Here is a 23,690-nt window from a genome sequence, read left to right as displayed (position 1 = left end):
GTCGTCGGCCGGCGCGTGTCATCGTTGAAACGTGCATGACGACTTCGACCGCTGCTATCGCGCCGTGAAGTCCAAGGACGCCCGCTTCGACGGCTGGTTCATCACCGCGGTGCTCACGACAGGGATCTACTGCCGGCCCAGTTGCCCGGCGCGCACGCCGCTACCACCGAATGTGGAGTTCTACCCCACCGCCGCCGCTGCGCAGCGAGCCGGCTTCCGGGCCTGCAAGCGTTGCCGCCCAGACGCTGCGCCGGGTTCTCCGGAATGGAACATCCGCGGCGACATCGTGGGACGGGCCATGCGCTTGATCGCCGACGGCACGGTCGATAGGGAGGGCGTGAGCGGGCTTGCCGGCCACCTCGGCTACTCGGCCCGCCAGTTGCAGCGGTTGCTGCAGGCCGAGGTCGGCGCCGGCCCGCTGGCGCTGGCCCGCGCCCAGCGCACGCAGACCGCCCGCGTCCTGATCGAGACCACCGACCTGCCGTTGGGTGATGTCGCCTTCGCCGCCGGCTTCGCCAGTATTCGGCAGTTCAATGACACTGTCCGCGCCGTGTGCGCCACGACGCCGACGGTGCTGCGCAGCAACGCCGCCGCACGCTCACGAGCCCCCTCCGACCACGATGCCCTCGGTCCTGGAGCCCTGTCGCTGCGCCTGCCGGTGCGCACCCCGTTCGCGTTCGAGGGCGTGTTCGGGCACCTGGCGGCGTGCGCCGTACCCGGTTGCGAGGAAGTACGTGACGGCGCCTACCGGCGCACTCTGCGTCTGCCGCACGGCAACGGCATCGTCAGCCTGCGCCCGGCCCCGGACCACGTCCGATGCCGACTCGTGCTCGACGATTTCCGTGATCTCACCGCCGCGATCACCCGTTGCCGACGACTGCTTGACCTCGACGCTGACCCAGAAGCCGTCGTCGAGGCGCTGGCGGCCGACCCCGATCTGGCTCCCCTGGTGGCCAAGGCCCCGGGGCAACGCATTCCGCGGACCGTCGACGAAGCCGAGCTCGCGGTGCGGGCCGTGCTTAGCCAGCAGGTGTCGACCAAAGCGGCGCGCACCCATACACATCGACTGGTGGTTGCCCACGGTCAACAACTCGACGATCCCGACGGCGACCTCACCCATGTGTTTCCGTCGGTGGAACGTCTCGCCGACATCGATCCCGAGCAACTCGCCCTTCCCCAAGCCCGCCGGCGAACACTGCTCACGCTGATCTCCCGCCTGGCTGATGACACTCTGGGGCTGAGTGCGGGCTGCGACTGGGAACAGGCCCGCCACGATCTCATCGCGCTGCCGGGTATCGGAGCCTGGACCGCCGAGGTGATCGCGATGCGCGGGTTGGGCGACCCCGATGCGTTTCCCGTCACCGATCTCGGGGTTCAGGTCGCCGCCCGCCGGCACGGCTTGCCCGATACTCCGCAGACCCTGATCCAGCACAGTGCTCGCTGGCGCCCCTGGCGCTCCTATGCCACTCAGCATCTTTGGGCCAGCCTCGACCACGCCGTGAACGACTGGCCCCCCGCATCGAAGGAGATTGCATGACCACCCAACGCATGATCGATAGCCCCATCGGGCCGCTCACTCTGGCAGGCAATGACGGCAAGCTCAGCCATCTGTTGATGCTGGATCATTCGCACGCCCCCAGCCGAACGGGCTGGATACGCGACGACGCCGCATTTCCGGATGTGGTGGAGCAACTCGCGGCATACTTCGCCGGCGACCTCACCGAGTTCGACCTGACCTATGAGATGGCCGGCACCGACTTCCAACGCCGGGTGTGGGCCGCCCTGCTGACCATCCCGTACGGACAGACCCGCTCCTACGGTCAGCTGGCCACTCAGATCGGGTCGCCCACCGCCTCCCGCGCCGTCGGGTTGGCCAACGGGCGCAACCCGATCTCGATCATCGTCCCGTGCCACCGCGTCATTGGCAGCAACGGCAGCCTGACCGGTTACGGGGGCGGTATCGACCGCAAGCGGGCACTGTTGGGCCTCGAACAGCAGCACAGCCACGCCACCCTGTTCGACTGATCGTCAATTCGAAACAGACTGGCGCGCCCGCACTTCCGCCCTGCGAGCGACTATTTGTTAGCCAACCAGATCGACCGGATCGGGCATGGGATACGGCGTAGTGTCGGTGAACGCCGCCAAGAAGTTGGACAACCCGGTCAGCGCCTCCTCCAGCGAAGGGTGCGGCGAGTCGAGGTAGCCCGCCAGGTATCCCTCGTTGACGATTCCGGCCAACGACGGGTGATCTTGCAGCGAGTAGAGCGTGTAGGTGGCCGGATCGAACCAGCTGGAAATGGAGTTGCTGATCCCGTCGAACGCTGCCTTGCCCAGCGCGGTCACGAGGTCGCCGAAGTCAATGTTGGGCGGGAACAGGCCACCGCCGGCAGGCAACTCGTCGATGTCCCCGGGCGGCCAGCCGTGGTCGATGCTGCCGTAGCCGAGGTTCACCAGGATCCGGGTGACGGGCTCCAACAACTCGTAGAGCGGCATTCCGATGATCGGAAGCAACTGCAGCGGCGCCAGCAGCGGCAGGAGCTCGGACGGGATCATGTGGAACGTGGTCAGCGAGTCCGGGTCGGCGACCGGCAGTTCGATGGCGTTCGCGATCTGCTCCGGGGTCGCACTCAGATAGACCGAGTGCCCGTAGATGAACCCGAGCGCGGAATTAAGCTGCGACAGCGGGTTGTCGTAAATCGGCTTGACCCCGACAGGGTCGTATTCGTAGTTGTAGACGTCGGTGTGGTAGGCATCGAGATCGACTCGAGCGGCGGCCATGGAACCGATCGTCACAAACCGGACAAGGTCGTTGGACACATCGTTCTCGACCAACCAATTCACCAGGTTGGCCGCGATCCCCCCACTCTGGGAGTAACCGAACACCACGATCGGGTTGTCGGCAGTCACTGTGCCGGCGTTGAGCCGCTCAGCGATCGAGTTCTGCAGTTCCTGGAGGCCGACCGCGCTCGACGTCGGACTGACGTTCTCCGGCCCCCACTGCGATACCAGGTTGCCGGTGAAGCCATGGGGAGCCAAGAAGAGTGTGTTGACCGCGTCGAGATAGGCCTGTGGCGGTTGGGGAATGCCCGTACCACCCATGATCAGCGCATCTCCGCCCCCCAGCGACGTGCCATTGCCCGTCAGCGAGAACGCGGGCGCCGATGCCTTGGCTACCGGCGATACGACGGGGGCGCCGGCAAGGAAGCTGGCGGCGGCAAGACTTGCAACAACGGGAAAGCAAATATGAGTGCGCACCGACATACCCCTGTTAGTTAGCTGAGTTAATACTTAACGGTAGGGCTTTCAGGCGCAACGCGCAATACCTGCGGGCCGCCTACCGCCGGACGAGCTAGTCCGGACGAGGAGCCGGCCGCGTTGCCCGTACGCGCAGGTGTAGCGCCCGATCGATCGGGCCGCTTGCACCCGGAAACGTGCCGGTACCCTCGCCGGCCGCGTGCAAGGTCTTACGGGCAGCACTGTGACTATTAGTCGGGGAAATGGAAACGCCCCCCGACCGAGTCGGGGGGCGTTTCACTATGTTGTGTTCGGCGGTGTCCTACTTTTCCACCCGTGTGGGCAGTATCATCGGCGCTGACAGGCTTAGCTTCCGGGTTCGGGATGGGACCGGGCGTTTCCCTGTCGCTATTTCCGCCGTAACTCTATTTTCTTTTCCTGTGTGGTGAACGGCCCCCTGGTGTGGGGGTGGTTCACTCGGGTCACCAAGTTTGTGTTTGGTGGTGGGGTGTGGGTCTTTAAGTGTTTTGTGGTGTGGTTGCGGGCAACACGTTTGTTTCTTTGTGTTGGTAAGTTTTCGGCCGGTTAGTGCCAGTTCCCTGCACACCTTGCGGTGCTTCCAGGTCTGGTCTATCAATCCCGTAGTCTGCGGGGGGCCTTATCCCTCTAAAAGGGTGAGAATCCTGGTCTTGGAATAGGTTTCCCGCTTAGATGCTTTCAGCGGTTATCCTGTCCGAACGTAGCCATCCAGCCGTGCTCCTGGTGGAACAACTGGTATACCAGAGGTTCGTCCGTCCCGGTCCTCTCGTACTAGGGACAGGTTTCCTCAAGATTCTGACGCGCGCGGCGGATAGAGACCGAACTGTCTCACGACGTTCTAAACCCAGCTCGCGTGCCGCTTTAATGGGCGAACAGCCCAACCCTTGGGACCTGCTCCAGCCCCAGGATGCGACGAGCCGACATCGAGGTGCCAAACCATCCCGTCGATATGGACTCTTGGGGAAGATCAGCCTGTTATCCCCGGGGTACCTTTTATCCGTTGAGCGACACCCCTTCCACTCGGGGGTGCCGGATCACTAGTCCCGACTTTCGTCCCTGTTTGACGTGTCAGTCTTACAGTCAAGCTCCCTTGTGCACTTACACTCAACACCTGATTGCCGTCCAGGTTGAGGGAACCTTTGGGCGCCTCCGTTACATTTTAGGAGGCAACCGCCCCAGTTAAACTACCCACCAGGCACTGTCCCTGAACCAGCTTCATGGTTCGAAGTTAGAGGTCCAATACGATCAGAGTGGTATTTCAACAACGACTCCACCCACACTGGCGTGCGAGTTTCACAGTCTCCCACCTATCCTACACAAACCGCATCGAACATCAATACCAAGCTATAGTGAAGGTCCCGGGGTCTTTTCGTCCTGCCGCGCGTAACGAGCATCTTTACTCGTAATGCAATTTCGCCGAGTCTATGGTTGAGACAGTTGAGAAGTCGTTACGCCATTCGTGCAGGTCGGAACTTACCCGACAAGGAATTTCGCTACCTTAGGATGGTTATAGTTACCACCGCCGTTTACTGGGGCTTAAATTCTCAGCTTCACCCCGAAGGGTTAACCGGTCCTCTTAACCTTCCAGCACCGGGCAGGCGTCAGTCCGTATACATCGTCTTGCGACTTCGCACGGACCTGTGTTTTTAGTAAACAGTCGCTTCTCACTGGTTTCTGCGACCCCCTCCCGCTGCCGGCCGCGAAGGCCATGACGGTATGAGGGTCCCCCTTCTCCCGAAGTTACGGGGGTATTTTGCCGAGTTCCTTAACCATAGTTAACTCGTACGCCTTGGTATTCTCTACCTGACCACCTGTGTTGGTTTGGGGTACGGGCCGTGTGTGAGCTCGCTAGAGGCTTTTCTCGGCAGCATAGGATCACCGAATTCGCCGCAATCGGCTATGCATCACCTCTCGGACTATATGCCAGACGGATTTGCCTATCTGACGTCCTACGGGCTTGCCCCAGTATTACCACTGACTGGTACGGCTACCTTCCTGCGTCACCCCATCGCTTGACTACTACCAGCGAAGGTCCCACGCAGCCAGCAGTCGTCGCTCCCCGAAGGGATTGATCGACCACCTTTTGGGTGGTTAGTACCACTGATTCATCATGGGCGCGCACACACGGGTACGGGAATATCAACCCGTTGTCCATCGACTACGCCTGTCGGCCTCGCCTTAGGTCCCGACTCACCCTGGGAGGACTGGCCTGGCCCAGGAACCCTTGGTCTTTCGGCGGGCAAGGTTCTCACTTGCCTCATCGCTACTCATGCCTGCATTCTCACTCCCACACCCTCCACCACTAGATCACTCTGTGGCTTCACCGGATGCAGGACGCTCCCCTACCCAATACTTACGTATTGCCGCGGCTTCGGCGGTGTGCTTGAGCCCCGCTACATTATCGGCGCACAATCACTTGACCAGTGAGCTATTACGCACTCTTTCAAGGGTGGCTGCTTCTAAGCCAACCTCCTGGTTGTCTAAGCGACTGCACATCCTTTTCCACTTAGCACACGCTTTGGGGCCTTAGCCGGCGATCTGGGCTGTTTCCCTCTCGACGCACGGAGCTTATCCCCCGCCGTCTCACTGCCACGCTTACACTCACCGGCATTCGGAGTTTGGCTGACGTCAGTAACCTAGTAGGGCCCATCGGCCATCCAGTAGCTCTACCTCCAGTGAGAAACACGCAACGCTGCACCTAAATGCATTTCGGGGAGAACCAGCTATCACGGAGTTTGATTGGCCTTTCACCCCTACCCACAACTCATCCCCTCAGTCTTCAACCTAAGTGGGTTCGGGCCTCCACGCGGTCTTACCCGCGCTTCACCCTGGCCATGGGTAGATCACTCCGCTTCGGGTCCACAACACGCCACTACACACACCCCAACGGATGTGATACGCCCTATTCAGACTCGCTTTCGCTGCGGCTACCCCACACGGGTTAACCTCGCGACGTGCCGGTGACTCGCAGGCTCATTCTTCAAAAGGCACGCCATCACCCCACCACAAGGGAGGGCTCTGACGGATTGTAGGCACATGGTTTCAGGTACTATTTCACTCCCCTCCCGGGGTACTTTTCACCATTCCCTCACGGTACTAATCCGCTATCGGTCATCGAGTAGTATTCAGGCTTACCGGGTGGTCCCGGCAGATTCACAGCAGATTCCACGGGCCCGCTGCTACTCGGGAAATCATCACAAGACAGGTATCGGGTTTTCACGTACCGGGCTCTCACCGTCTACGGCAGGCCATCCCAAGCCACTTCCGCTAACCACAACACTTTCTCACTGTCCTCCGGCCAGGTAGAACCAGACATGACACTCCCACAACCCCGCACACACAACCCCTACCCGGTATCACATGCATACGGTTTAGCCATCCTCCGCTTTCGCTCGCCACTACTCACGGAATCACATTTTGTTTTCTCTTCCTACGGGTACTGAGATGTTTCACTTCCCCGCGTTACCTCCCCACTGGCTATACATTCACCAGTTGGTGACACGACATCACTCGTGCCGGGTTTCCCCATTCGGACATCCTCGGATCCACGCTCGGTTGGCAGCTCCCCGAGGCATATCGCAGCCTCCTACGTCCTTCATCGGCTCTCGATGCCAAGGCATCCACCATGCGCCCTTAAACACTTACAAATCACAAAAACCAAGAAACAAAAATTGCAAAAACAAACAAGACACAAGCCTTGCTTGCTAGATGCTCGCAACCACTATCCACAAAACAAACACCACACCCCACCACCAAGATGGAGCGACAACACACCCACCCCCCGCAAGGAGCGAAAACAGGCCTGTTGCCTCAGGACCCAACAGTGTGCCCAACAAACGCCGGCCGACACCACCCCTAAAAGAGGCAGTACCGGTTGGTGATCTTTCAAAGCCTGTTGTTGTCGTGAAACTATCTGCACCACCGACAACCCACTACAGGCGCCGGCGAAAAATATCCCAACCATCTGATCCCACACTCTTTGCGGGGACGGGGGAAAAATGGTGCTCCTTAGAAAGGAGGTGATCCAGCCGCACCTTCCGGTACGGCTACCTTGTTACGACTTCGTCCCAATCGCCGATCCCACCTTCGACGGCTCCCTCCACAAGGGTTAGGCCACCGGCTTCGGGTGTTACCGACTTTCATGACGTGACGGGCGGTGTGTACAAGGCCCGGGAACGTATTCACCGCAGCGTTGCTGATCTGCGATTACTAGCGACTCCGACTTCATGGGGTCGAGTTGCAGACCCCAATCCGAACTGAGACCGGCTTTAAAGGATTCGCTAACCCTCACGGGATCGCAGCCCTTTGTACCGGCCATTGTAGCATGTGTGAAGCCCTGGACATAAGGGGCATGATGACTTGACGTCATCCCCACCTTCCTCCGAGTTGACCCCGGCAGTCTCTCACGAGTCCCCACCATAACGTGCTGGCAACATGAGACAAGGGTTGCGCTCGTTGCGGGACTTAACCCAACATCTCACGACACGAGCTGACGACAGCCATGCACCACCTGCACACAGGCCACAAGGGAACCGATATCTCTACCGGCGTCCTGTGCATGTCAAACCCAGGTAAGGTTCTTCGCGTTGCATCGAATTAATCCACATGCTCCGCCGCTTGTGCGGGCCCCCGTCAATTCCTTTGAGTTTTAGCCTTGCGGCCGTACTCCCCAGGCGGGGTACTTAATGCGTTAGCTACGGCACGGATCCCTAAAGGAAGGAAACCCACACCTAGTACCCACCGTTTACGGCGTGGACTACCAGGGTATCTAATCCTGTTCGCTCCCCACGCTTTCGCTCCTCAGCGTCAGTTACTGCCCAGAGACCCGCCTTCGCCACCGGTGTTCCTCCTGATATCTGCGCATTCCACCGCTACACCAGGAATTCCAGTCTCCCCTACAGTACTCCAGTCTGCCCGTATCGCCCGCACGCCCACAGTTAAGCTGTGAGTTTTCACGGACAACGTGACAAACCACCTACGAGCTCTTTACGCCCAGTAATTCCGGACAACGCTCGCACCCTACGTATTACCGCGGCTGCTGGCACGTAGTTGGCCGGTGCTTCTTCTGTACCTACCGTCACCCCAAGAAGAATCCTGGAGCTTCGCCGATACTGAAAGAGGTTTACAACCCGAAGGCCGTCATCCCCCACGCGGCGTCGCTGCATCAGGCTTGCGCCCATTGTGCAATATTCCCCACTGCTGCCTCCCGTAGGAGTCTGGGCCGTATCTCAGTCCCAGTGTGGCCGGACACCCTCTCAGGCCGGCTACCCGTCGTCGCCTTGGTAGGCCATTACCCCACCAACAAGCTGATAGGCCGCGGGCCCATCCCACACCGCAAAAGCTTTCCACCACACACCATGAAGCGCGTGGTCCTATTCGGTATTAGACCCAGTTTCCCAGGCTTATCCCAAAGTGCAGGGCAGATCACCCACGTGTTACTCACCCGTTCGCCACTCGAGTACCCCCGAAGGGGCCTTTCCGTTCGACTTGCATGTGTTAAGCACGCCGCCAGCGTTCGTCCTGAGCCAGGATCAAACTCTCCAAACAAAAACCATTTGGAAACAATCCCAAAACATCAGTCAAAAACTGACATCAAAAAAACACCACACCCCCAACACGGGGCGCCGAAGGCATGGCAAAAACAACAACAAACAAAAACCACCAAACACACTATTGAGTTCTCAAACAACACGCCGCCCGGCTTCAGGCAACCCCGCTACTGTACTCGCTTTTCGGAGTTGAGTCAACTCCCAGTTTTTCGGGGCTTCCGGAAGGACTTCCAGACTGCCGGTAGTTCCGCGGTCCGCGTCCCTCCGGCTCGACCTATATTACACGTTCTATCTCAGCGCCCAAATCGCCTAGATATTCCACGAACAGCGGGTAGCCGCGATCGATGTGGTAGACGTCGTGGACCTCGGTCTCACCGTCTGCGACCAGGCCCGCAAGGACCAGACCGGCTCCGGCACGGATGTCGGAGGCCCACACGGGTGCACTCGAGAGCTGCGGCAGCCCACGCACCACCGCATGGTGGCCGTCGGTACGCGCATCGGCCCCGAGGCGGATCATCTCCTCAACGAACCGGAACCTGGCCTCGAAGACGTTCTCGGTGATCATCGACGTGCCATCGGCAATCGCCGCGAGGCCTATCGCCATCGGCTGCAGGTCAGTGGGGAATCCCGGAAACGGCAAGGTCGCGACGTTGACAGCCTTGGGCCGCTCGTATTGCACCACCCGGAAGCCGTTGTCGGACTGGGTGACGGTCGCCCCCGCATCGTGCAACTTGTGCAGCACAAGCTGCAGGTGAGCCGGATCCACCCCGGTGACCGAGATGTCGCCGCGGGTCATCACCGCGGCAATCGCCCAGGTGGCTGCCACGATCCGGTCGCCGATCACCTCGTGCTCGGTGGGATGCAGACGCGGTACCCCAGTGATCTTCAGCGTTGGAGAACCCGCACCCTCGATCTGCGCGCCCATCTGGTTGAGCATCGTGCAGAGATCAGCGACATCGGGCTCACGCGCCGCATTGTGGATGGTCGTGACCCCTTCGGCCAGGACCGCGGCCATCAAAATGTTCTCGGTGGCGCCGACCGACGGGAACTCCAACTGGATCTCGGCGCCGCGCAGCTTCTCGGCGTGCGCAACCACACAACCGTGCTCGATATTGCACGTGGCGCCCAACTGCCGCAGGCCGGCCTGATGCATGTCGAGCGGGCGCGAGCCGATCGCGTCACCGCCCGGTAGTGCCACCTTCGCCTTCAGACACCGCCCCACCAGGGGGCCCAGCACACAGACCGAAGCCCGGAACTGCCGCACCGCGGCGAAGTCCGCGTCGTACTTGGGTTCGTCGGGCGAGGTGATGCGCACCGTCGTGCCGTCGAGTTCGACATTGGCACCCAGGCCCCGCAGCACCTCGGCCATCAGCGGCACGTCCAGAATGTCCGGGCAGTTGGTGATGGTGCTGGTGCCTTCCGCCAACAAGGCCGCCGCCATCAGCTTCAGGACGCTGTTCTTAGCGCCACCGACGGCGACTTCACCGGACAATCGGTTACCTCCGGTAACCACGAAACGCTCACCCACTTGCGTCAGTGTAGTGACGACGCGAGCCCCAGCCCGACCAATCCGGGCTCCGGCCGAAGCGGGGATTGCACCGATTCCCTCCCCCGGTACGGTTTGGGCTATGGCAGTGCACATCACCCGCGTTTACACCCGTACCGGCGACGACGGGACGACCGGCCTGAGCGATTTCTCTCGCGTGCCCAAGACCGACCCGCGGCTGGTGGCCTACGCCGATGTCGAGGAGGCCAACGCCGCGATCGGTGTCGCGATTGCACTCGGCCAACCCGCCGAAGCCGTGAACGCCACGCTGCTGCACATCCAGAACGACCTGTTCGACGCGGGTGCGGATCTGGCCACGCCGGTCGCGGAGAATCCGAAGTACCCGCCGCTGCGGATCACCGCCGACTACGTCGACCGGGTGGAGGCGTGGTGTGACGAATACAACGAGCAGTTGCCTCCGCTGAACTCGTTCATCCTGCCGGGTGGCTCACCGCTCGCGGCGCTGCTGCACGTGGCCCGAACCGCAGTGCGCCGGGCCGAGCGCTCGGCCTGGGCCGCACTCGATGCCTACCCGGACGGGGTGTCGGTGCTGCCGGCGAAGTATCTGAATCGGTTGTCGGACTTGATGTTTGTGTTGTGCCGAGTGGCCAATACCGACGGTGACGTGCTCTGGAAGCCCGGCGGCGATCGCACCGATCGCCCCGAAAAGTAGTCCGCGCCAACGGCTCCAACGACCTCGGATTGTTCAGTAGCTCTGACGCCGGGCCCGCGGCGACGGACGCGCCTCTAGCCAGGACAGGAAGGCGGTCCGCGCGCCCCGGTCCAGCGCAATCTCGAAGCCGGCCCGCCGATCCTGGCTGACATCGCAGAGTTCGAGCACCACGATCTCGTCGGTCATGATGTCGAATTCGTCACCCCGGGGCGCGCGGCGGGCCACCACGTCCACGCCACGCCGGCTGAGCCGACGATCCGGCCACAACCGCACGCTGGAAAGTCGGTAGAAAGCAGCTTCGCCGCCGCGATAGCGGACCACGCCATGACGCCAGCCGTGGCCGCCAACGGCAGGAAGGTCGCGCATGATCGCGGCCGTACCGCCTTGGCGCAGCTTCCACAGCCGATAGCTGAGCGCAACAACAGCGCCCAGCAAAACGCCGACGAGCACGACCATGCAGATCATGGGCGTGCTCATCGGTTCTGAAGCCTCTTAGTCGATTAGACCCAGGGCGCGCAGCCTGGCCCGTCCCCGTGCAGCCATCTTGGGGTCGCTGGACTGGGCCTCGTGCCGTGCGGATGCCTCGTCGATCTCTGAGGTGAAGTCGACAGCCTCAGCCAGGATGCTGACACCCTCTTCGGTCACCGACAGGAAGCCGCCGTGCACGGCAAGCCGCAGCTCGTCCTCTTCGACCCGGTCCACCCGCACCATGGCGTCGTCGACGAGCTCGGCAACTACCGGGATGTGTCCCGGCAGGATGCCGATCTCACCAACGGTGGTCCGGGTGAAGATGAACGTGGCCTTGCCCGACCACACCTTGCGATCGACCGCGACGATGTCGACGTCAAGCTCTGCCATTACCCACCACCTTTCGCCGCCAGAAGATTCCGGGTCACAGCTTGGCGCCCAGGCTCTCGGCCTTCTTGGCCAGGTCGTCGAGACCACCGATCAGGAAGAACGCCTGCTCGGGCAGGTGGTCGAAGTCACCCTTGGTCAAGCGGTCGAAGGCCTCGATGGTCTCCTTCAGCGGCACCGTCGAACCCGGCTGGCCGGTGAACTGCTCCGCCGCCATCATGTTCTGGCTCAGGAACCGCTCGATACGCCGTGCCCGGCCGACCAGCTGCTTGTCCTCTTCGGACAGCTCGTCGATACCGAGGATGGCGATGATGTCCTGCAGGTCCTTGTAACGCTGCAGCACCCGGATGACCTCCTGGGCGACCCGGTAGTGGTCTTCGCCGACGATGGCCGGGTCCAGGATGGTCGAGCTGGAGGCCAGCGGGTCCACCGCCGGGAAGATGCCCTTGGAGAACACCGCACGGCTCAGCTCGGTGGTCGCGTCCAAGTGCGCGAACGTGGTCGCCGGCGCCGGGTCGGTGTAGTCGTCGGCGGGCACGTACACGGCCTGCATCGAGGTGATGGACCGACCGCGGGTCGAGGTGATCCGCTCCTGCAGCTCACCCATCTCGTCGGCCAGCGTGGGCTGGTAACCCACGGCCGAAGGCATGCGGCCCAGCAGGGTCGAGACCTCGGAGCCGGCCTGGGTGAACCGGAAGATGTTGTCGATGAAGAGCAGCACGTCCTGGCCCGCCTCGTCGCGGAACCACTCGGCCATCGTCAGGGCCGACAGCGCCACGCGCATACGAGTGCCCGGCGGCTCGTCCATCTGGCCGAACACCAAGGCGGTGTCCTTGAGCACGTTGGCGTCCTCGAGCTCGACCCACAGGTCGTTGCCCTCACGGGTGCGCTCGCCCACGCCGGCGAACACCGAGGTGCCACCGAAGTTGCGGGCGATACGGTTGATCATCTCCTGGATGAGCACGGTCTTGCCCACGCCGGCACCACCGAACAGGGCGATCTTGCCGCCACGCACGTACGGGGTGAGCAGGTCGACGACCTTCAGGCCGGTCTCGAGCATCTCGGTGCGCGGTTCCAGCTCGTTGAAGGCCGGGGGCTTCCGGTGGATGCCCCAGTGCTCGAAGTCCTCGCCGTAGCCCGGCTTGTCGAGGCAGTGGCCGAGGGCGTTGAACACGTGGCCCTTGACCTCGTGCCCCACCGGCACCGAGATCGCGGCACCGGTGTCGGTGACCTCGGTGCCACGCACCAGGCCGTCGGTGGGCTGCATCGAAATGGTGCGGACCAGGTTGTCACCCAGGTGCTGGGCGACCTCGAGGGTGAGCGTCTTGGCCAGCTCCGAGAAGGAGATCTCCGCGTGCAGAGCGTTGAACAGCTCGGGCACCGCGCCCCGGGGGAACTCGACGTCGACGACGGGGCCGGTTACGCGCACCACGCGGCCGGCGGTTGTCTTGTCAGCGGTAACAGTCATTATCTTCTTCGCTTCCTTGGGGACTTACCGGGCGGCGTCGGCGAGGGCATTCGCACCGCCAACGATTTCGCTGATTTCCTGGGTGATCTGAGCCTGGCGCTCGCGGTTGGCCTCAAGGGTCAACGCTTTGATCAAGTCGTCGGCGTTGTCGGTCGCCGACTTCATCGCGCGCTGGCGCGAAGCCAGCTCCGAGGCCGCCGAGTCGAGCAGCGCGGCATACACGCGGGTGGTCAGATACCGCGGCAGCAACGAGTCGAACAGCGTCGTGGCATCCGGCTCGAAGGAGTACAGGGTCTTCGGACCGGTCTCCTCGCCCACGTACTCCACCAGCATCGGGGCGATCCGACGCGCCTCAGCCGACTGCGACAGCATCGAGCGGAAGTCGGTCGACACGATGTGCAGTTCGTCGACGCCCAGGACCCCGTCGGTCCCCGGGTGGTCGCCGTCGTCGTCGACGCCGGCCAGGAAGGCATCAACCAGAGTCGAAGCGATCGTGGCGGCGTTCTCGTACGTCGGCTGCTCGGAGAATCCGGTCCAGGAGTCGGTGACCGCCCAGTTCCGGAACGAGTAGTACGCCAGCGCCTTGCGGCCAACGACGTAGAGCACCGGGTCCTTGCCCTCCGAGCGCAGCAGAGAGAACAGCTCCTCTGCCCGGCGGAAGACGTTGGCGTTGTAGCCGCCACACAGACCACGGTCGGACGACACCACCAAGACACCCGCCCGTTTGGGCTCGCTGCGCTCGACCAGCAACGGGTGGTCCAGGGCCGCCTCGGCGGCCAGGGTGGTGAGCAACCGGGTGATCTCGTCGGCGTACGGCCGTGCCGTTTCCAGCCGAGTCTGCGCCCGGCCGATACGCGAGGTGGCGATCAGCTCCTGGGCCTTGGTGATCTTCTTGATCGACCCGGCTGAGCGGATTCGCCCGCGTAGTTCGCGAAGTGTGGCTGCCATAGCGGCGTTACTTCTTCTTCGCCGGCGCGGCCTTGTGGACCTGCACCGCTTCCTTGCCGAGCTTGTCCGCGTCGAGCGCTTCAACGTGCTCGTCGGGGACCACCGAGCTGCCGTCCGATGCGGCGAAGCCCTTCTTGAACTGGTTGATCACGGCAACCAGCTTCTCGCTGGCCTCGTCGGAGAGCTTCTTGGACTCACGGATCCCGGTCAGGAGGTCGTTCTCCGAGGCCCGGATGTGGTCCAGCAGCTCCGATTCGAAGCGGCCCACGTCCTCGACCGGCACCGAGTCCAGGTGGCCTTCGGTACCCAGGAAGATCGAGACCACCTGCTCCTCGACGGGCAGCGGTGCGTACTGGGGCTGCTTGAGCAACTCCACCAGGCGTGCACCACGCTCCAGCTGAGCCTTCGAGGTGGCGTCCAGGTCGGAGGCGAAAGCGGCGAAGGCCTCCAGCTCGCGGTACTGCGACAGGTCCAGACGCAGCGAGCCGGCCACCTCCTTCATCGCCTTGATCTGCGCGGCGCCACCGACACGGGACACCGACACACCGACGTTGATGGCCGGGCGAACACCCTGGTTGAACAGGTCGCTCTCCAGGAAGCACTGGCCGTCGGTGATCGAGATGACGTTGGTCGGGATGTAGGCCGAGATGTCGTTGGCCTTCGTCTCGATGATCGGCAGACCGGTCAGCGAACCGCCGCCCAGCTCGTCGGAGAGCTTCGCGCAACGCTCCAGCAGACGGGAGTGCAGGTAGAACACGTCACCCGGGTAGGCCTCGCGGCCCGGCGGGCGGCGCAGCAGCAGCGAGATGGCGCGGTAGGCCTCGGCCTGCTTGGTCAGGTCGTCGAACACGATCAGCACGTGCTTGCCCGAGTACATCCAGTGCTGGGCGATCGCCGAGCCGGTGTAGGGGGCCAGCCACTTGAAGCCGGCGGAGTCCGAAGCGGGCGCGGCGACGATCGTGGTGTAGTCCATGGCGCCGCCCTCTTCCAGCGCGCGCCGCACGCTGGCGATGGTGGTGCCCTTCTGACCGATGGCGACATAGACGCAGCGAACCTGCTGGTTCGGGTCGCCGGTCTCCCAGTTCTTGCGCTGGTTGAGGATGGTGTCCACACAGAGCGCGGTCTTGCCGGTCTTGCGGTCGCCGATGATGAGCTGACGCTGGCCCCGGCCGATCGGGGTCATGGCGTCGACGGCCTTGATACCGGTCTGCAGCGGTTCGCTGACGCTCTGACGCTGAACCACCGAGGGGGCCTGCATCTCCAACGGACGACGGGTCTCGGCTTCGATCTCGCCGCGAGCGTCGATCGGCTGTCCCAGCGGGTTGACGACGCGACCGAGGAAGCCGTCGCCGACCGGCACCGAGAGCACCTCGCCGGTGCGCTTGACCTGCTGGCCCTCTTCGATGTTCTCGAAGTTGCCCAGGATGACCGCACCGACGTTGTGCTCGTCGAGGTTCAGGGCCACGCCCAGCACCCCGCCGGGGAACTCGAGGAGCTCCTGGGTCATCACCGAAGGAAGGCCCTCGACGTGTGCGATGCCGTCGCCGGCGTCGATGACGGTGCCGACCTCCTCGCGCGCGGTGTCGGCGCTGAAGGAGGTCACGTACTCCTCGATCGCCCCCTGAATGTCGTCAGAGGAGATTGTCAACTCTGCCATGGCTTTTCGTCTTCCTGCCTTCGAATGGGTATTGGGCTCTGAGACCGGGTGGGTCCGGGTAGGTCTTGATCAGTCGGGCAATTGCGTCTTGGCTGCGGCGAGACGCGACGACAGCGTGCCGTCGATCACCTCGTCACCGACCGAGATCGTCAGCCCGCCCAGCAGTGCCGGGTCGACACCGACCTGCACGCGGACCGGGTGGCTGTAGATCCGGCTCAACACGGTGTTCAGCCGAGTGCGCTGGGTGTCGCTGAGCTCGGCGGCCGCACCGACGTGTGCCACCAGCTCGCCGCGACGTGCCACCGCGATCTGAGCAAGCTCGGTGATCGCCTGATGCGCGGACTGGCCACGCAGCAGCCGTACGGTCTGCTCGAGCAGCGCCACCGCGATCGGGTTAGCACCGCTGCCACTGCCGATGACGTTGCGCAGCAACCCGACCCGGCCAGCGGCCGGGGTCGCGGTGTCACCGAGCAGGATGTCCAGACGGGGCTGGGCGTCCAACACGCGGGAGAACCGGAACAGCTGGTCCTCCACCTCGTCGACGGTGCCCGCACTCTCGGCCGACAGCAGCAGTGCCTGCCGGGCGACGTGCTCGACGGCGGTGACCAGGTCCGCGCCGTTGGACCAGCGGGCCGACGCAGCGTCGGTCACCAGCGTCAGGGCGGCGGGACCGATCTTGTCGGCGAACAGGCGCTGAACCAGCCGCACCTTCGGTGCGGCGTCGTCGGTCGGCACGGTCAGGTGCCGCGTGATCACGTTCTCGCGCTCGAGCAGTTCGGCGACCGCAGTCAAGTCACCGGCCAGCGCGGCCAGGCCCTGCTGGTCCAGGCCACCGGCCGCCTCGCTGAACTTGTCCAGCAGGCCGGCCAGCGCCTGGCGGCTGGCCGAACGCATCCGGACCAAGATCGGCGATTCGACCTCGACGGACTTCGGCGCCATGGCGTCGAGCTCGTCGAGGAACCGATCCACAGTGGCGGACTGCCGCTGCGGGTCGGCGACGTGCGCGCGAACCAGTTCGCCCGCCCGCTGCACAGCTTCGGCACCCAAGCCTGACCGCAGCTCACGGATGAGTTGCGCCCGCATGAGACCGACCTGCTGTCCGCCAGTGGTCTTCACGCGCTCGGCTTCGACACCGGCCTGGCTGCGCAGTTGTTCGGCGATCCGCTCGGCGTCCGAGCGGGCCTCCGCCGTGACCTGCTGCGCCTCGGCCGCGGCGTTGGCCAGTGCCGTGGAGTGCGCCTGACCGGCTTCGGTCAGGCGAGCGGCGGCTGCTGCCGCCTCCTCCAGCTGCTTGCGGACCGACTCCTGCTGGTCGGCCATCAGCTTGCGCACCGGTGGCACGACGAACTTGACCAGCAGCCACACGATGACGGCAAAGCCGACCAGCTGCCCGATGAAAATCGACATCTCTGTTGCTACCGCCCCGTACTCGCCGCGGAAAGTGCCTCGGCGTCAACGCCGAGGATCCGGCTGGCCAAGGTGGCAGACAACGTCTCCACCCGGGCCTGCAGCTGCTCACTCACCGCATCGCCTTCTTGCTTGAGCTTGTCGGTGGCGGCCTGCAATGTCGAGGCCACCTCCGCCTCGGCCGCCGACCGCTGCTCGTCGATCACCTTGCGGCCCTCGGCACGAGCTTCGTCCCGTGCCGTGCTGGCCTCAAGGCGCGCCGCCGCCATCTGCTTCTCGTAGTCGGCATCGGCGGCCGCGAACTGCTCGGCGGACTCCCGATTGTCGGCGAGCGTCTTGGTGACCATGTTCTCGCGCTCCCGCAGCACCTTCATGATCGGCGGCACCACGAAGGTACTGATCACGCCGAGCACGATCAGGAAGATCGCGAGCACGACAAAGAAGGTGCCGTCGGGAATGAGGAAGCTCTTCTTCGGGCCTTCCTCAGCCGCCTCGCTCAGGGCGAGGACAGCAACGCTCATGTCACCCATCTTGTGCGTTACTGCTGTGCGGCGATCGGGGTGGCGAAGACGAACAACGCCATGAAGGCCAGGTTGATGAAGTAGGCCGCCTCGACCAGACCAACCGTGATGAAGAACGGGGTGAACAGCCGACCCTGAGCTTCGGGCTGACGGGCGATACCGGCGATCAGCGCGTTACCGGCGATACCGTCACCGATACCGGCGCCGATGGCACCGCCGCCCATGATGAGACCGCCGCCGATGAGGGCACCAAGTCCGATCAGATTGGGATCTGCCATTTCATTCCTCCTTGCTAGCTGGTAGTGCTCTACCAGGTCTGATGTGGTCGTGCAGGTGGTACTAGTGGTGGTCTTCTTCGAGCTCCATGGCCTGGCTGAAGTACAGGATGGTCAGCAGCGCGAAGATGAACGCCTGGATCAGGCCGACGAACAGGTCGAAGGTCTTCCAGATCGCGTTCGGCGCGACCATGAAGACCGGACCGAGCAACGCGATCAAGCTGACCAGGATGCCGCCGGCGAAGATGTTGCCGAACAGACGCAGAGACAGCGAGACCGGCTTGGCGACTTCTTCGACCACGTTGATCGGCGCCAGGATCGCGACGTGGCCCTTGAGAACCCGCAGCGGGTGGCCGATGAAACCGCGGCGCCAGAAGCCGGCCAGGTGGTAGCCGCAGAACACCAGCAGGGCCAGCGCCAACACGAAGTTGATGTCGGCGGCGGCGGAGGAAATCAACTCATGGACGCCGTGCTCGTCGGCGTACTGCACGGGCAGCACCGACAGCCAGTTACAGACCAGGATGAAGACGAAGATCGTCACCGCCAGCGGCAGCACGAACGGGGCGATCTTCATCCCGATGGCACCCTCGATCTGGTTGCGCATCTGAATGGTGATCGCCTCGAAGAACAGCTGGACCCCGCCGGGAACCCCGGTCGAGGTGACCTTGGCGCGCAGGAAGAGCGCCAGGGCGATCACGATCACCGCTGCGATCGCGGTGGAGGTGATGGTGTCGATGTTGACCTCACCGACCAGCGGCCATACCGCGGTCTCGTGGTGGCCGACCTCGATGGCTCCCTCAGCCAGGATCGACTCAGTCATTTTCCGTCCCTTCAGCGCCCGACTCTGACGCTTGCGCGCGGAGCTTTTTTACCACTGGCAGCATGGTGGTCAGCACCAGCACTACCTCGAACAAGGCCAGTCCGAACAGCGCACCGAGGCCCTCTGGACGGAACTGGTAAGCGATTGCCAGGCCGATCGCGCTGATGACCAGCAGACGAGACGCCGAGTTCAGCGCCATCTTCTTCTTCAGCGGATGGTCGGAGGCGGTGATCTTCAGCGCGGACCGGCGAATCAGCAGCGCATTGCCCAGGCCGAGCGCCAGGCCCAGCCCGAAGAACACACCGAAGAGCGGTCGGCCGAATTGAGCGGCGGCAGCAATGGCGGCAGCGGTCAGAGCAACACAGATCAGTGACAGCCGAATCGGCTGGAATACCACCGACGGCAACACCAACGGCGCATCCTGCGCTGGTGTCGTCACCGCCTCACCCCAATCTGAATCTGCCCTGCGTCACTGTCGTGCAGTCGCCCGCCGAGCGTATCGGATGCCCGAACGCACTGTGGAACCACCTACAACACCATCTTAGACGGTGCTACTACCGCGTGTCGTAGGGGTCGTCTTCCGAGGCGCTGCCCCGGCGTAGCAACGGGATGAGCGTAACGACAATCGCGATGAGCATCGCACCCAACATCACCGCCCCGGTGTAGCGCGGGTCGAAGAAGATGGTGCCGGCCGCCCCGAAGGCGACGATCGCCGTCCACAGGTAGATCAGCAGCACCACTCGGCGATCGGAGTGGCCGATCTGCAGCAACCTATGGTGCAGGTGCATCTTGTCCGGGCTGAAGGGGCTGAGCCCGGCGCGAGTACGACGGATGATCGCCAGCAGCACGTCCAGCGCCGGCACACACATCACGGCCGCCACCAACAGGAATGGCGACAGCAGCGCGAAGACGTCGCGCGCGCCGTAGGCGGTTTGCGAGATCGGCCCGGCGGCGGTGGTGGACGCCGCGGCCAGCATCAGCCCGATCAGCATCGAACCGGAGTCGCCCATGAAGATCTTCGCGGGGCTGAAATTGTGTGGCAGGAAACCCAAACAAGCCCCGGCCAAGACCACTGAGATCAACGCGGGTGGATAGAACAGCACGTCGCCGCCGTGGTCCTGCAGCACGCCGACCGAGAACATGCAGATCGCCAGCGCGGTGATCAGTCCCAGGCCGGCAGCCAGCCCGTCGAGGCCGTCGACGAAGTTCATCGCGTTGACGATCGAGACCGTCAACGCCAGCGTCAGCAGGATCGACGACACCTGATCGAGCACCACGGTGCCGACGCCGCCGATCGGGATGTAGAGCACGCTCCAGGCCACACCCATGGTGACCAGGACGCTGGCCGCGGTGATCTGGCCGGCGAACTTGGTCAGGGCATCCAGGCCCCACTTGTCGTCGAGCAGGCCGATTCCCATGATGACGCCGCCGGCCAGCACCACCGCCGGCATTCCGGTGGAATAGACGAAACCGCGCGTCAGTGCCGGCAGCTGCGAGGCCAGGAAGATCCCGGCGACGATGCCGACGTACATCGCCAGTCCGCCCATCCGCGGGGTGGGCTGCACGTGGACGTCGCGTTCGCGCGGGTAGGCGACCGCGCCGATCCGGGTGGCCATCCAGCGAACGGGCCCGGTGGTGAAGTAGGTGATGATCGCGGCGGTCAGGCCCACCAGTGCGAGCTCTCGCAGTGGCACGCCGGCGCCGCGGTCGGCCAGGGCCAGCAGACTGGTCACGGTGTTCCCGTCAGCGTGTCCGGATCCAGCCCCAGTACCGCGCCGATCTGTTCGGCGGAGACCGGTCCGGCCCGGACGATCCGCGGTTCGGGACCGGTGAGATCCACGATCGTCGAGGCGGCGCCCTGTTCGGCCGGCCCGGCGTCGAGGTAGACGTCGACGGACTCCCCCAGTTGACTTTGCGCTTCGCCGGCCTCGACGGCGGGCGAGCTACCGGAGACGTTGGCGCTGGACACCGCCATCGGGCCCACCGCCTTGAGGACCTCCAGGGCCACCGGATGCAGCGGCATGCGCACCATGACGGTGCCACGGGCTTCGCCGAGGTCCCACTGCAGCGACGGGGCCTGGGTGACGATCAGGCTGAGCGCGCCCGGCCAGAAGGCACGGATCAGTTCCCGGGCGGTCTGAGGCACGATCAGGGCCAACCCGTCGATGGAGTTCCACGACCCCACCAGCACGCCCACCGGCATGTCACGTCCGCGTCGTTTGGCCGCCAGCAGCGCGGTCACCCCGGCGGCGTTGAAGGCGTCGGCACCGATGCCATAGACCGTGTCGGTCGGCAGCACCACCAGCCGACCGCCGCGCACAGCATCGATCGCCGCCGCGATTCCGGCCGCACGCTGGTCGGCGTCGGCGCAGTCGAAAACCTCTGTCATGGTTGATCGTTCCTGATCGCCGTCACGAACCGGAGCCGCCCAGTAAGGTCGGGCCGGGACACTACCTCGTCGAAAAATCCGGTGTCACGCACAGTTTGGACGGTGGCCGTCGGCGTGGTGTCGTCATGCTCAACGGCGAACGCTCCACCCGGGCGAAGCAATCGCGCTGCCAGCTGGGCCAGCGGGGTGATCACCGACATGCCGTCCGGGCCGCCGAACAGCGCGTGCCCCGGATCATGCTGGGCCACTTCGGGATCTAGCTCCGCACCGTCGGGAATATAGGGCGGGTTGCTGACCATCAGGTCCACTTGGCCGTCGAGCTCCGACAGCAGCCCCAGCGTGGTCACATCGGCGTGGATCAACTCTACCGACGTTCCGGCACAGTTGCGTTGCGCGTAGTCCAACGCCGGTTCGGAGTCCTCGACCGCGAGGACGCGGGCGCCGGGAAAACTGTGGGACAACGCGATCGCCAGCGCACCGGAACCGGTGCAGGCGTCGACGATCACCGCGGGCGAGCTCAGCGGTTGGGCCACAATCCGTTTCAGCACCCAGTCGAGCAGAGCTTCGGTTTCCGGCCGCGGGATGAACACTCCAGGACCGACGTGCAGCAGCACCGGACCGAAGGCCGCGGTGCCGATCAGGTGCTGCAGCGGTACGCGAGAGCTGCGTGCGGCGACCAATTCCCGGTAACGCCCGTAGAACTCGTCGTCCGGTGGGTCCAGCAGTGCCAGCCGGCCACGGTCGGTGCCGGCCGCGTGGGCGGCGAGCTCTTCAGCGTCGTAGCGGGCGGAATCGATTCCGGCATCAGCGAAAAGCGCTGCGGCGGAGTCGATCGCGTCCCTCATTCGGCTGCGCTCGATGGTCCGCCTCCTCCTCATCGCTTCGCTCTGCATCGTCGCTGGTGGCTATGCCGTCCCCTGTAACCGGGTTTCCTTATCGGCGGCTGCCAACGCGTCGAACATCGGATCGAGATCCCCGTCGAGGACCTGGTCGAGGTTGTGCGCCTTGTAGCCGATGCGGTGGTCGGTGATCCGGTTTTCCGGGAAGTTGTAGGTGCGGATGCGCTCGCTGCGGTCCACGGTGCGGATCTGGCTGGCCCGATCGGCCGAGGCATCCGCCTGGGCCTGCTCCTCGGCAACCGCCTGCAGCCGGGCCGCCAAAACCTGCAATGCCCGGGCCTTGTTCTGCAGCTGCGACCGCTCGTTCTGGCAGGTCACCACGATCCCGGTCGGCAGGTGGGTGATACGTACCGCGGAGTCGGTGGTGTTGACACCCTGGCCGCCCTTGCCGGAGGACCGGTAGACGTCGATACGCAGATCCGACTCGTCGATGGCCACCTCGGCGACCTCTTCGGGCTCGGGGTAAACCAGCACGCCGGCCGCCGAGGTGTGGACGCGGCCCTGCGACTCGGTCACCGGCACTCGCTGCACGCGGTGCACCCCGCCCTCGAACTTCATCCGCGACCACACGCCGTCGGCGCTGTCGCCCTTGCTCGCGATGGTCAGGGTGGCGTCCTTGTATCCGCCGAGGTCGGAGGTGGTCTCGTCGAGGACGGTCACCTTCCAGCCCTGACGTTCTGCGTAGCGGATGTACATCCGGGCCAGATCGGCGGCGAACAATGCCGATTCCTCGCCGCCTTCGCCGGATTTGACTTCGAGCACGATGTCGTCGGCGTCGTGCGGGTCGCGGGGCGCCAGCATGTCGGTGAGGGCGGTGTCCAGTTCGGCGACACGTGCCTCCAGCTCCGGTACCTCGGCGGCGAACGACGCGTCGTCGGCGGCCAGTTCCCGGGCGGCCTCGAGGTCGCCGCGGGCCGACTCGAGCTTGCGGTGGGTGGCGATGATGGGGGCCAGTTGGGCGAAGCGCCGACCGGCTCGACGCGCCTCGGTCGGATCGTTGTGCAGATCAGGATCCGACAGCTGCGTTTCCAGGGCGGCGTGCTCGGCCAGCAGGGCGTCGATCCCCTGAATGCTTTGAGTCATCTCACCTCCATCCCCGAACGCAAGCCGACGCCCGGATGACGTGCTGGCACGTTCCGGGCGTCGGTGAGGGAGCTACTTGTCGTCGGCTGCTGCAGTTGCAGCGGCACCGGCGTTGCGCTTGCCGTAGCGCTTCTCGAAGCGCGCAACACGGCCGCCGCTGTCCAGGATCTTCTGCTTGCCGGTGTAGAACGGGTGGCACTGCGAGCAGACCTCGACCACGATGTGGCCGCTCTCCTTGGTGCTGCGGGTGGTGAAGCTGTTGCCACAACCGCAGACCACGGTGGTCTCGCCGTAGGCGGGGTGAATGCCAGTTTTCATGGTGTCCTC

20 protein-coding genes and 3 rRNA genes are annotated in these 23,690 nt (G+C 64.0%); 3 read left to right on the top strand and 20 right to left on the bottom strand.

Annotated features, from left to right (window positions below; translation table 11 throughout):
* Positions 1-31: 31 nt before the first annotated feature.
* Together MJO54_RS07340 and MJO54_RS07335 are read left to right on the top strand one after the other, a co-directional pair.
* Positions 32-1,537, top strand: a complete 1,506-nt coding sequence (locus tag MJO54_RS07340; protein WP_046285626.1) for a DNA-3-methyladenine glycosylase 2 family protein — start codon at positions 32-34, stop codon at positions 1,535-1,537.
* Positions 1,534-2,025 (top strand): methylated-DNA--[protein]-cysteine S-methyltransferase, encoded by a 492-nt coding sequence (locus MJO54_RS07335; RefSeq protein WP_046285625.1) that lies wholly within the window; start codon positions 1,534-1,536, stop codon positions 2,023-2,025. Before MJO54_RS07340 ends, MJO54_RS07335 begins: the two co-directional genes overlap by 4 nt.
* Positions 2,026-2,082: 57 nt before the next feature.
* On the opposite strand, the gene MJO54_RS07330 is transcribed toward MJO54_RS07335, so the two are convergent.
* The 5 genes from MJO54_RS07330 to murA all read right to left on the bottom strand — a co-directional run bounded on the left by MJO54_RS07330 (position 2,083) and on the right by murA (position 10,350).
* Positions 2,083-3,255: a PE-PPE domain-containing protein gene (locus MJO54_RS07330; protein ID WP_239652153.1), complete on the bottom strand. Its 1,173-nt coding sequence runs from the start codon at positions 3,253-3,255 to the stop codon at positions 2,083-2,085.
* A 288-nt stretch (positions 3,256-3,543) separates the two neighbouring features.
* A 5S ribosomal RNA gene (rrf, locus tag MJO54_RS07325) occupies positions 3,544-3,656 on the bottom strand.
* Between the two features lie 143 nt (positions 3,657-3,799).
* Positions 3,800-6,920 (bottom strand): 23S ribosomal RNA (locus MJO54_RS07320).
* Between the two features lie 365 nt (positions 6,921-7,285).
* A 16S ribosomal RNA gene (locus tag MJO54_RS07315) occupies positions 7,286-8,820 on the bottom strand.
* The 16S, 23S and 5S rRNA genes sit together here, the layout of an rRNA operon.
* Positions 8,821-9,096: 276 nt before the next feature.
* Complete coding sequence (gene murA, locus MJO54_RS07310) at positions 9,097-10,350, bottom strand: UDP-N-acetylglucosamine 1-carboxyvinyltransferase (protein WP_046287048.1); 1,254 nt, start codon at positions 10,348-10,350, stop codon at positions 9,097-9,099.
* Positions 10,351-10,450: 100 nt separating this feature from the next.
* Here murA and MJO54_RS07305 point away from each other — a divergent pair, with 100 nt between their 5' ends.
* A complete protein-coding gene (locus MJO54_RS07305) occupies positions 10,451-11,041 on the top strand; it encodes a cob(I)yrinic acid a,c-diamide adenosyltransferase (RefSeq protein ID WP_046287049.1) in 591 nt (196 codons plus the stop codon).
* A gap of 33 nt (positions 11,042-11,074) precedes the next feature.
* Here MJO54_RS07305 and MJO54_RS07300 read toward each other — a convergent pair whose 3' ends face one another.
* The 15 genes from MJO54_RS07300 to rpmE form a co-directional block, all read right to left on the bottom strand.
* Positions 11,075-11,518 (bottom strand): DUF2550 domain-containing protein, encoded by a 444-nt coding sequence (locus tag MJO54_RS07300; RefSeq protein WP_046287050.1) that lies wholly within the window; start codon positions 11,516-11,518, stop codon positions 11,075-11,077.
* Positions 11,519-11,533: 15 nt separating this feature from the next.
* Entirely contained in the window at positions 11,534-11,899 is a 366-nt protein-coding gene (locus MJO54_RS07295) for a F0F1 ATP synthase subunit epsilon (RefSeq protein WP_064889093.1), read from the bottom strand.
* 34 nt (positions 11,900-11,933) lie between these two features.
* The gene (gene atpD, locus MJO54_RS07290) at positions 11,934-13,364 is read right to left on the bottom strand and encodes a F0F1 ATP synthase subunit beta (RefSeq protein WP_046286957.1); all 1,431 of its coding nucleotides are present in this window, start codon (positions 13,362-13,364) and stop codon (positions 11,934-11,936) included.
* Positions 13,365-13,388: 24 nt separating this feature from the next.
* Positions 13,389-14,312 carry a F0F1 ATP synthase subunit gamma gene (locus tag MJO54_RS07285; protein WP_046286956.1) on the bottom strand — a complete coding sequence of 308 codons (924 nt, stop codon included), beginning with the start codon at positions 14,310-14,312 and terminating at the stop codon, positions 13,389-13,391.
* Positions 14,313-14,319: 7 nt separating this feature from the next.
* The gene (gene atpA, locus MJO54_RS07280; RefSeq protein WP_046286955.1) at positions 14,320-15,969 is read right to left on the bottom strand and encodes a F0F1 ATP synthase subunit alpha; all 1,650 of its coding nucleotides are present in this window, start codon (positions 15,967-15,969) and stop codon (positions 14,320-14,322) included.
* Positions 15,970-16,038: 69 nt separating this feature from the next.
* Positions 16,039-17,376: a F0F1 ATP synthase subunit B/delta gene (locus MJO54_RS07275; protein ID WP_240175769.1), complete on the bottom strand. Its 1,338-nt coding sequence runs from the start codon at positions 17,374-17,376 to the stop codon at positions 16,039-16,041.
* A gap of 8 nt (positions 17,377-17,384) precedes the next feature.
* Complete coding sequence (locus MJO54_RS07270) at positions 17,385-17,906, bottom strand: F0F1 ATP synthase subunit B (protein ID WP_046285345.1); 522 nt, start codon at positions 17,904-17,906, stop codon at positions 17,385-17,387.
* Positions 17,907-17,914: 8 nt separating this feature from the next.
* Positions 17,915-18,175, bottom strand: coding sequence for a F0F1 ATP synthase subunit C (locus tag MJO54_RS07265; protein WP_019735417.1), 261 nt, complete (start codon positions 18,173-18,175; stop codon positions 17,915-17,917).
* Between the two features lie 61 nt (positions 18,176-18,236).
* A complete protein-coding gene (gene atpB, locus MJO54_RS07260; protein ID WP_046285344.1) occupies positions 18,237-18,992 on the bottom strand; it encodes a F0F1 ATP synthase subunit A in 756 nt (251 codons plus the stop codon).
* Complete coding sequence (locus tag MJO54_RS07255; protein ID WP_046285343.1) at positions 18,985-19,431, bottom strand: ATP synthase subunit I; 447 nt, start codon at positions 19,429-19,431, stop codon at positions 18,985-18,987. Before MJO54_RS07255 ends, atpB begins: the two co-directional genes overlap by 8 nt.
* Positions 19,432-19,546: 115 nt before the next feature.
* Positions 19,547-20,725 (bottom strand): glycosyltransferase family 4 protein, encoded by a 1,179-nt coding sequence (locus tag MJO54_RS07250; protein ID WP_082108333.1) that lies wholly within the window; start codon positions 20,723-20,725, stop codon positions 19,547-19,549.
* A complete protein-coding gene (locus MJO54_RS07245) occupies positions 20,722-21,381 on the bottom strand; it encodes an L-threonylcarbamoyladenylate synthase (protein ID WP_046285342.1) in 660 nt (219 codons plus the stop codon). The genes MJO54_RS07250 and MJO54_RS07245 overlap by 4 nt, the downstream gene beginning before the upstream one ends.
* The gene (prmC, locus tag MJO54_RS07240; RefSeq protein ID WP_240175768.1) at positions 21,378-22,226 is read right to left on the bottom strand and encodes a peptide chain release factor N(5)-glutamine methyltransferase; all 849 of its coding nucleotides are present in this window, start codon (positions 22,224-22,226) and stop codon (positions 21,378-21,380) included. Before prmC ends, MJO54_RS07245 begins: the two co-directional genes overlap by 4 nt.
* Positions 22,227-22,286: 60 nt before the next feature.
* On the bottom strand, positions 22,287-23,363 hold the full coding sequence (prfA, locus tag MJO54_RS07235) for a peptide chain release factor 1 (protein WP_046285341.1): 1,077 nt from the start codon (positions 23,361-23,363) through the stop codon (positions 22,287-22,289).
* 72 nt (positions 23,364-23,435) lie between these two features.
* The gene (gene rpmE / locus MJO54_RS07230; RefSeq protein ID WP_046285340.1) at positions 23,436-23,681 is read right to left on the bottom strand and encodes a 50S ribosomal protein L31; all 246 of its coding nucleotides are present in this window, start codon (positions 23,679-23,681) and stop codon (positions 23,436-23,438) included.
* Positions 23,682-23,690: the final 9 nt, after the last annotated feature.

This window comes from Mycolicibacter virginiensis, from assembly GCF_022374935.2.
GTDB lineage: Bacteria > Actinomycetota > Actinomycetes > Mycobacteriales > Mycobacteriaceae > Mycobacterium > Mycobacterium virginiense.
The sequence above is the reverse complement of the archived record's forward strand: the minus strand, read 5'-3'. Positions and strand labels throughout refer to the sequence as shown.

Bases quoted from the DNA above. Each gene is read 5' to 3' on its own strand.
- MJO54_RS07335 (WP_046285625.1), top strand. From the start codon at position 1,534: ATGACCACCCAACGCATGATCGATAGCCCCATCGGGCCGCTCACTCTG.
- MJO54_RS07305 (WP_046287049.1), top strand. From the start codon at position 10,451: ATGGCAGTGCACATCACCCGCGTTTACACCCGTACCGGCGACGACGGG.
- MJO54_RS07300 (WP_046287050.1), bottom strand. From the start codon at position 11,518: ATGAGCACGCCCATGATCTGCATGGTCGTGCTCGTCGGCGTTTTGCTG.
- MJO54_RS07295 (WP_064889093.1), bottom strand. From the start codon at position 11,899: ATGGCAGAGCTTGACGTCGACATCGTCGCGGTCGATCGCAAGGTGTGG.
- atpD (WP_046286957.1), bottom strand. From the start codon at position 13,364: ATGACTGTTACCGCTGACAAGACAACCGCCGGCCGCGTGGTGCGCGTA.
- MJO54_RS07285 (WP_046286956.1), bottom strand. From the start codon at position 14,312: ATGGCAGCCACACTTCGCGAACTACGCGGGCGAATCCGCTCAGCCGGG.
- atpA (WP_046286955.1), bottom strand. From the start codon at position 15,969: ATGGCAGAGTTGACAATCTCCTCTGACGACATTCAGGGGGCGATCGAG.
- MJO54_RS07275 (WP_240175769.1), bottom strand. From the start codon at position 17,376: ATGTCGATTTTCATCGGGCAGCTGGTCGGCTTTGCCGTCATCGTGTGG.
- MJO54_RS07270 (WP_046285345.1), bottom strand. From the start codon at position 17,906: ATGGGTGACATGAGCGTTGCTGTCCTCGCCCTGAGCGAGGCGGCTGAG.
- MJO54_RS07265 (WP_019735417.1), bottom strand. From the start codon at position 18,175: ATGGCAGATCCCAATCTGATCGGACTTGGTGCCCTCATCGGCGGCGGT.
- atpB (WP_046285344.1), bottom strand. From the start codon at position 18,992: ATGACTGAGTCGATCCTGGCTGAGGGAGCCATCGAGGTCGGCCACCAC.
- MJO54_RS07245 (WP_046285342.1), bottom strand. From the start codon at position 21,381: ATGACAGAGGTTTTCGACTGCGCCGACGCCGACCAGCGTGCGGCCGGA.
- prmC (WP_240175768.1), bottom strand. From the start codon at position 22,226: ATGAGGGACGCGATCGACTCCGCCGCAGCGCTTTTCGCTGATGCCGGA.
- prfA (WP_046285341.1), bottom strand. From the start codon at position 23,363: ATGACTCAAAGCATTCAGGGGATCGACGCCCTGCTGGCCGAGCACGCC.
- rpmE (WP_046285340.1), bottom strand. From the start codon at position 23,681: ATGAAAACTGGCATTCACCCCGCCTACGGCGAGACCACCGTGGTCTGC.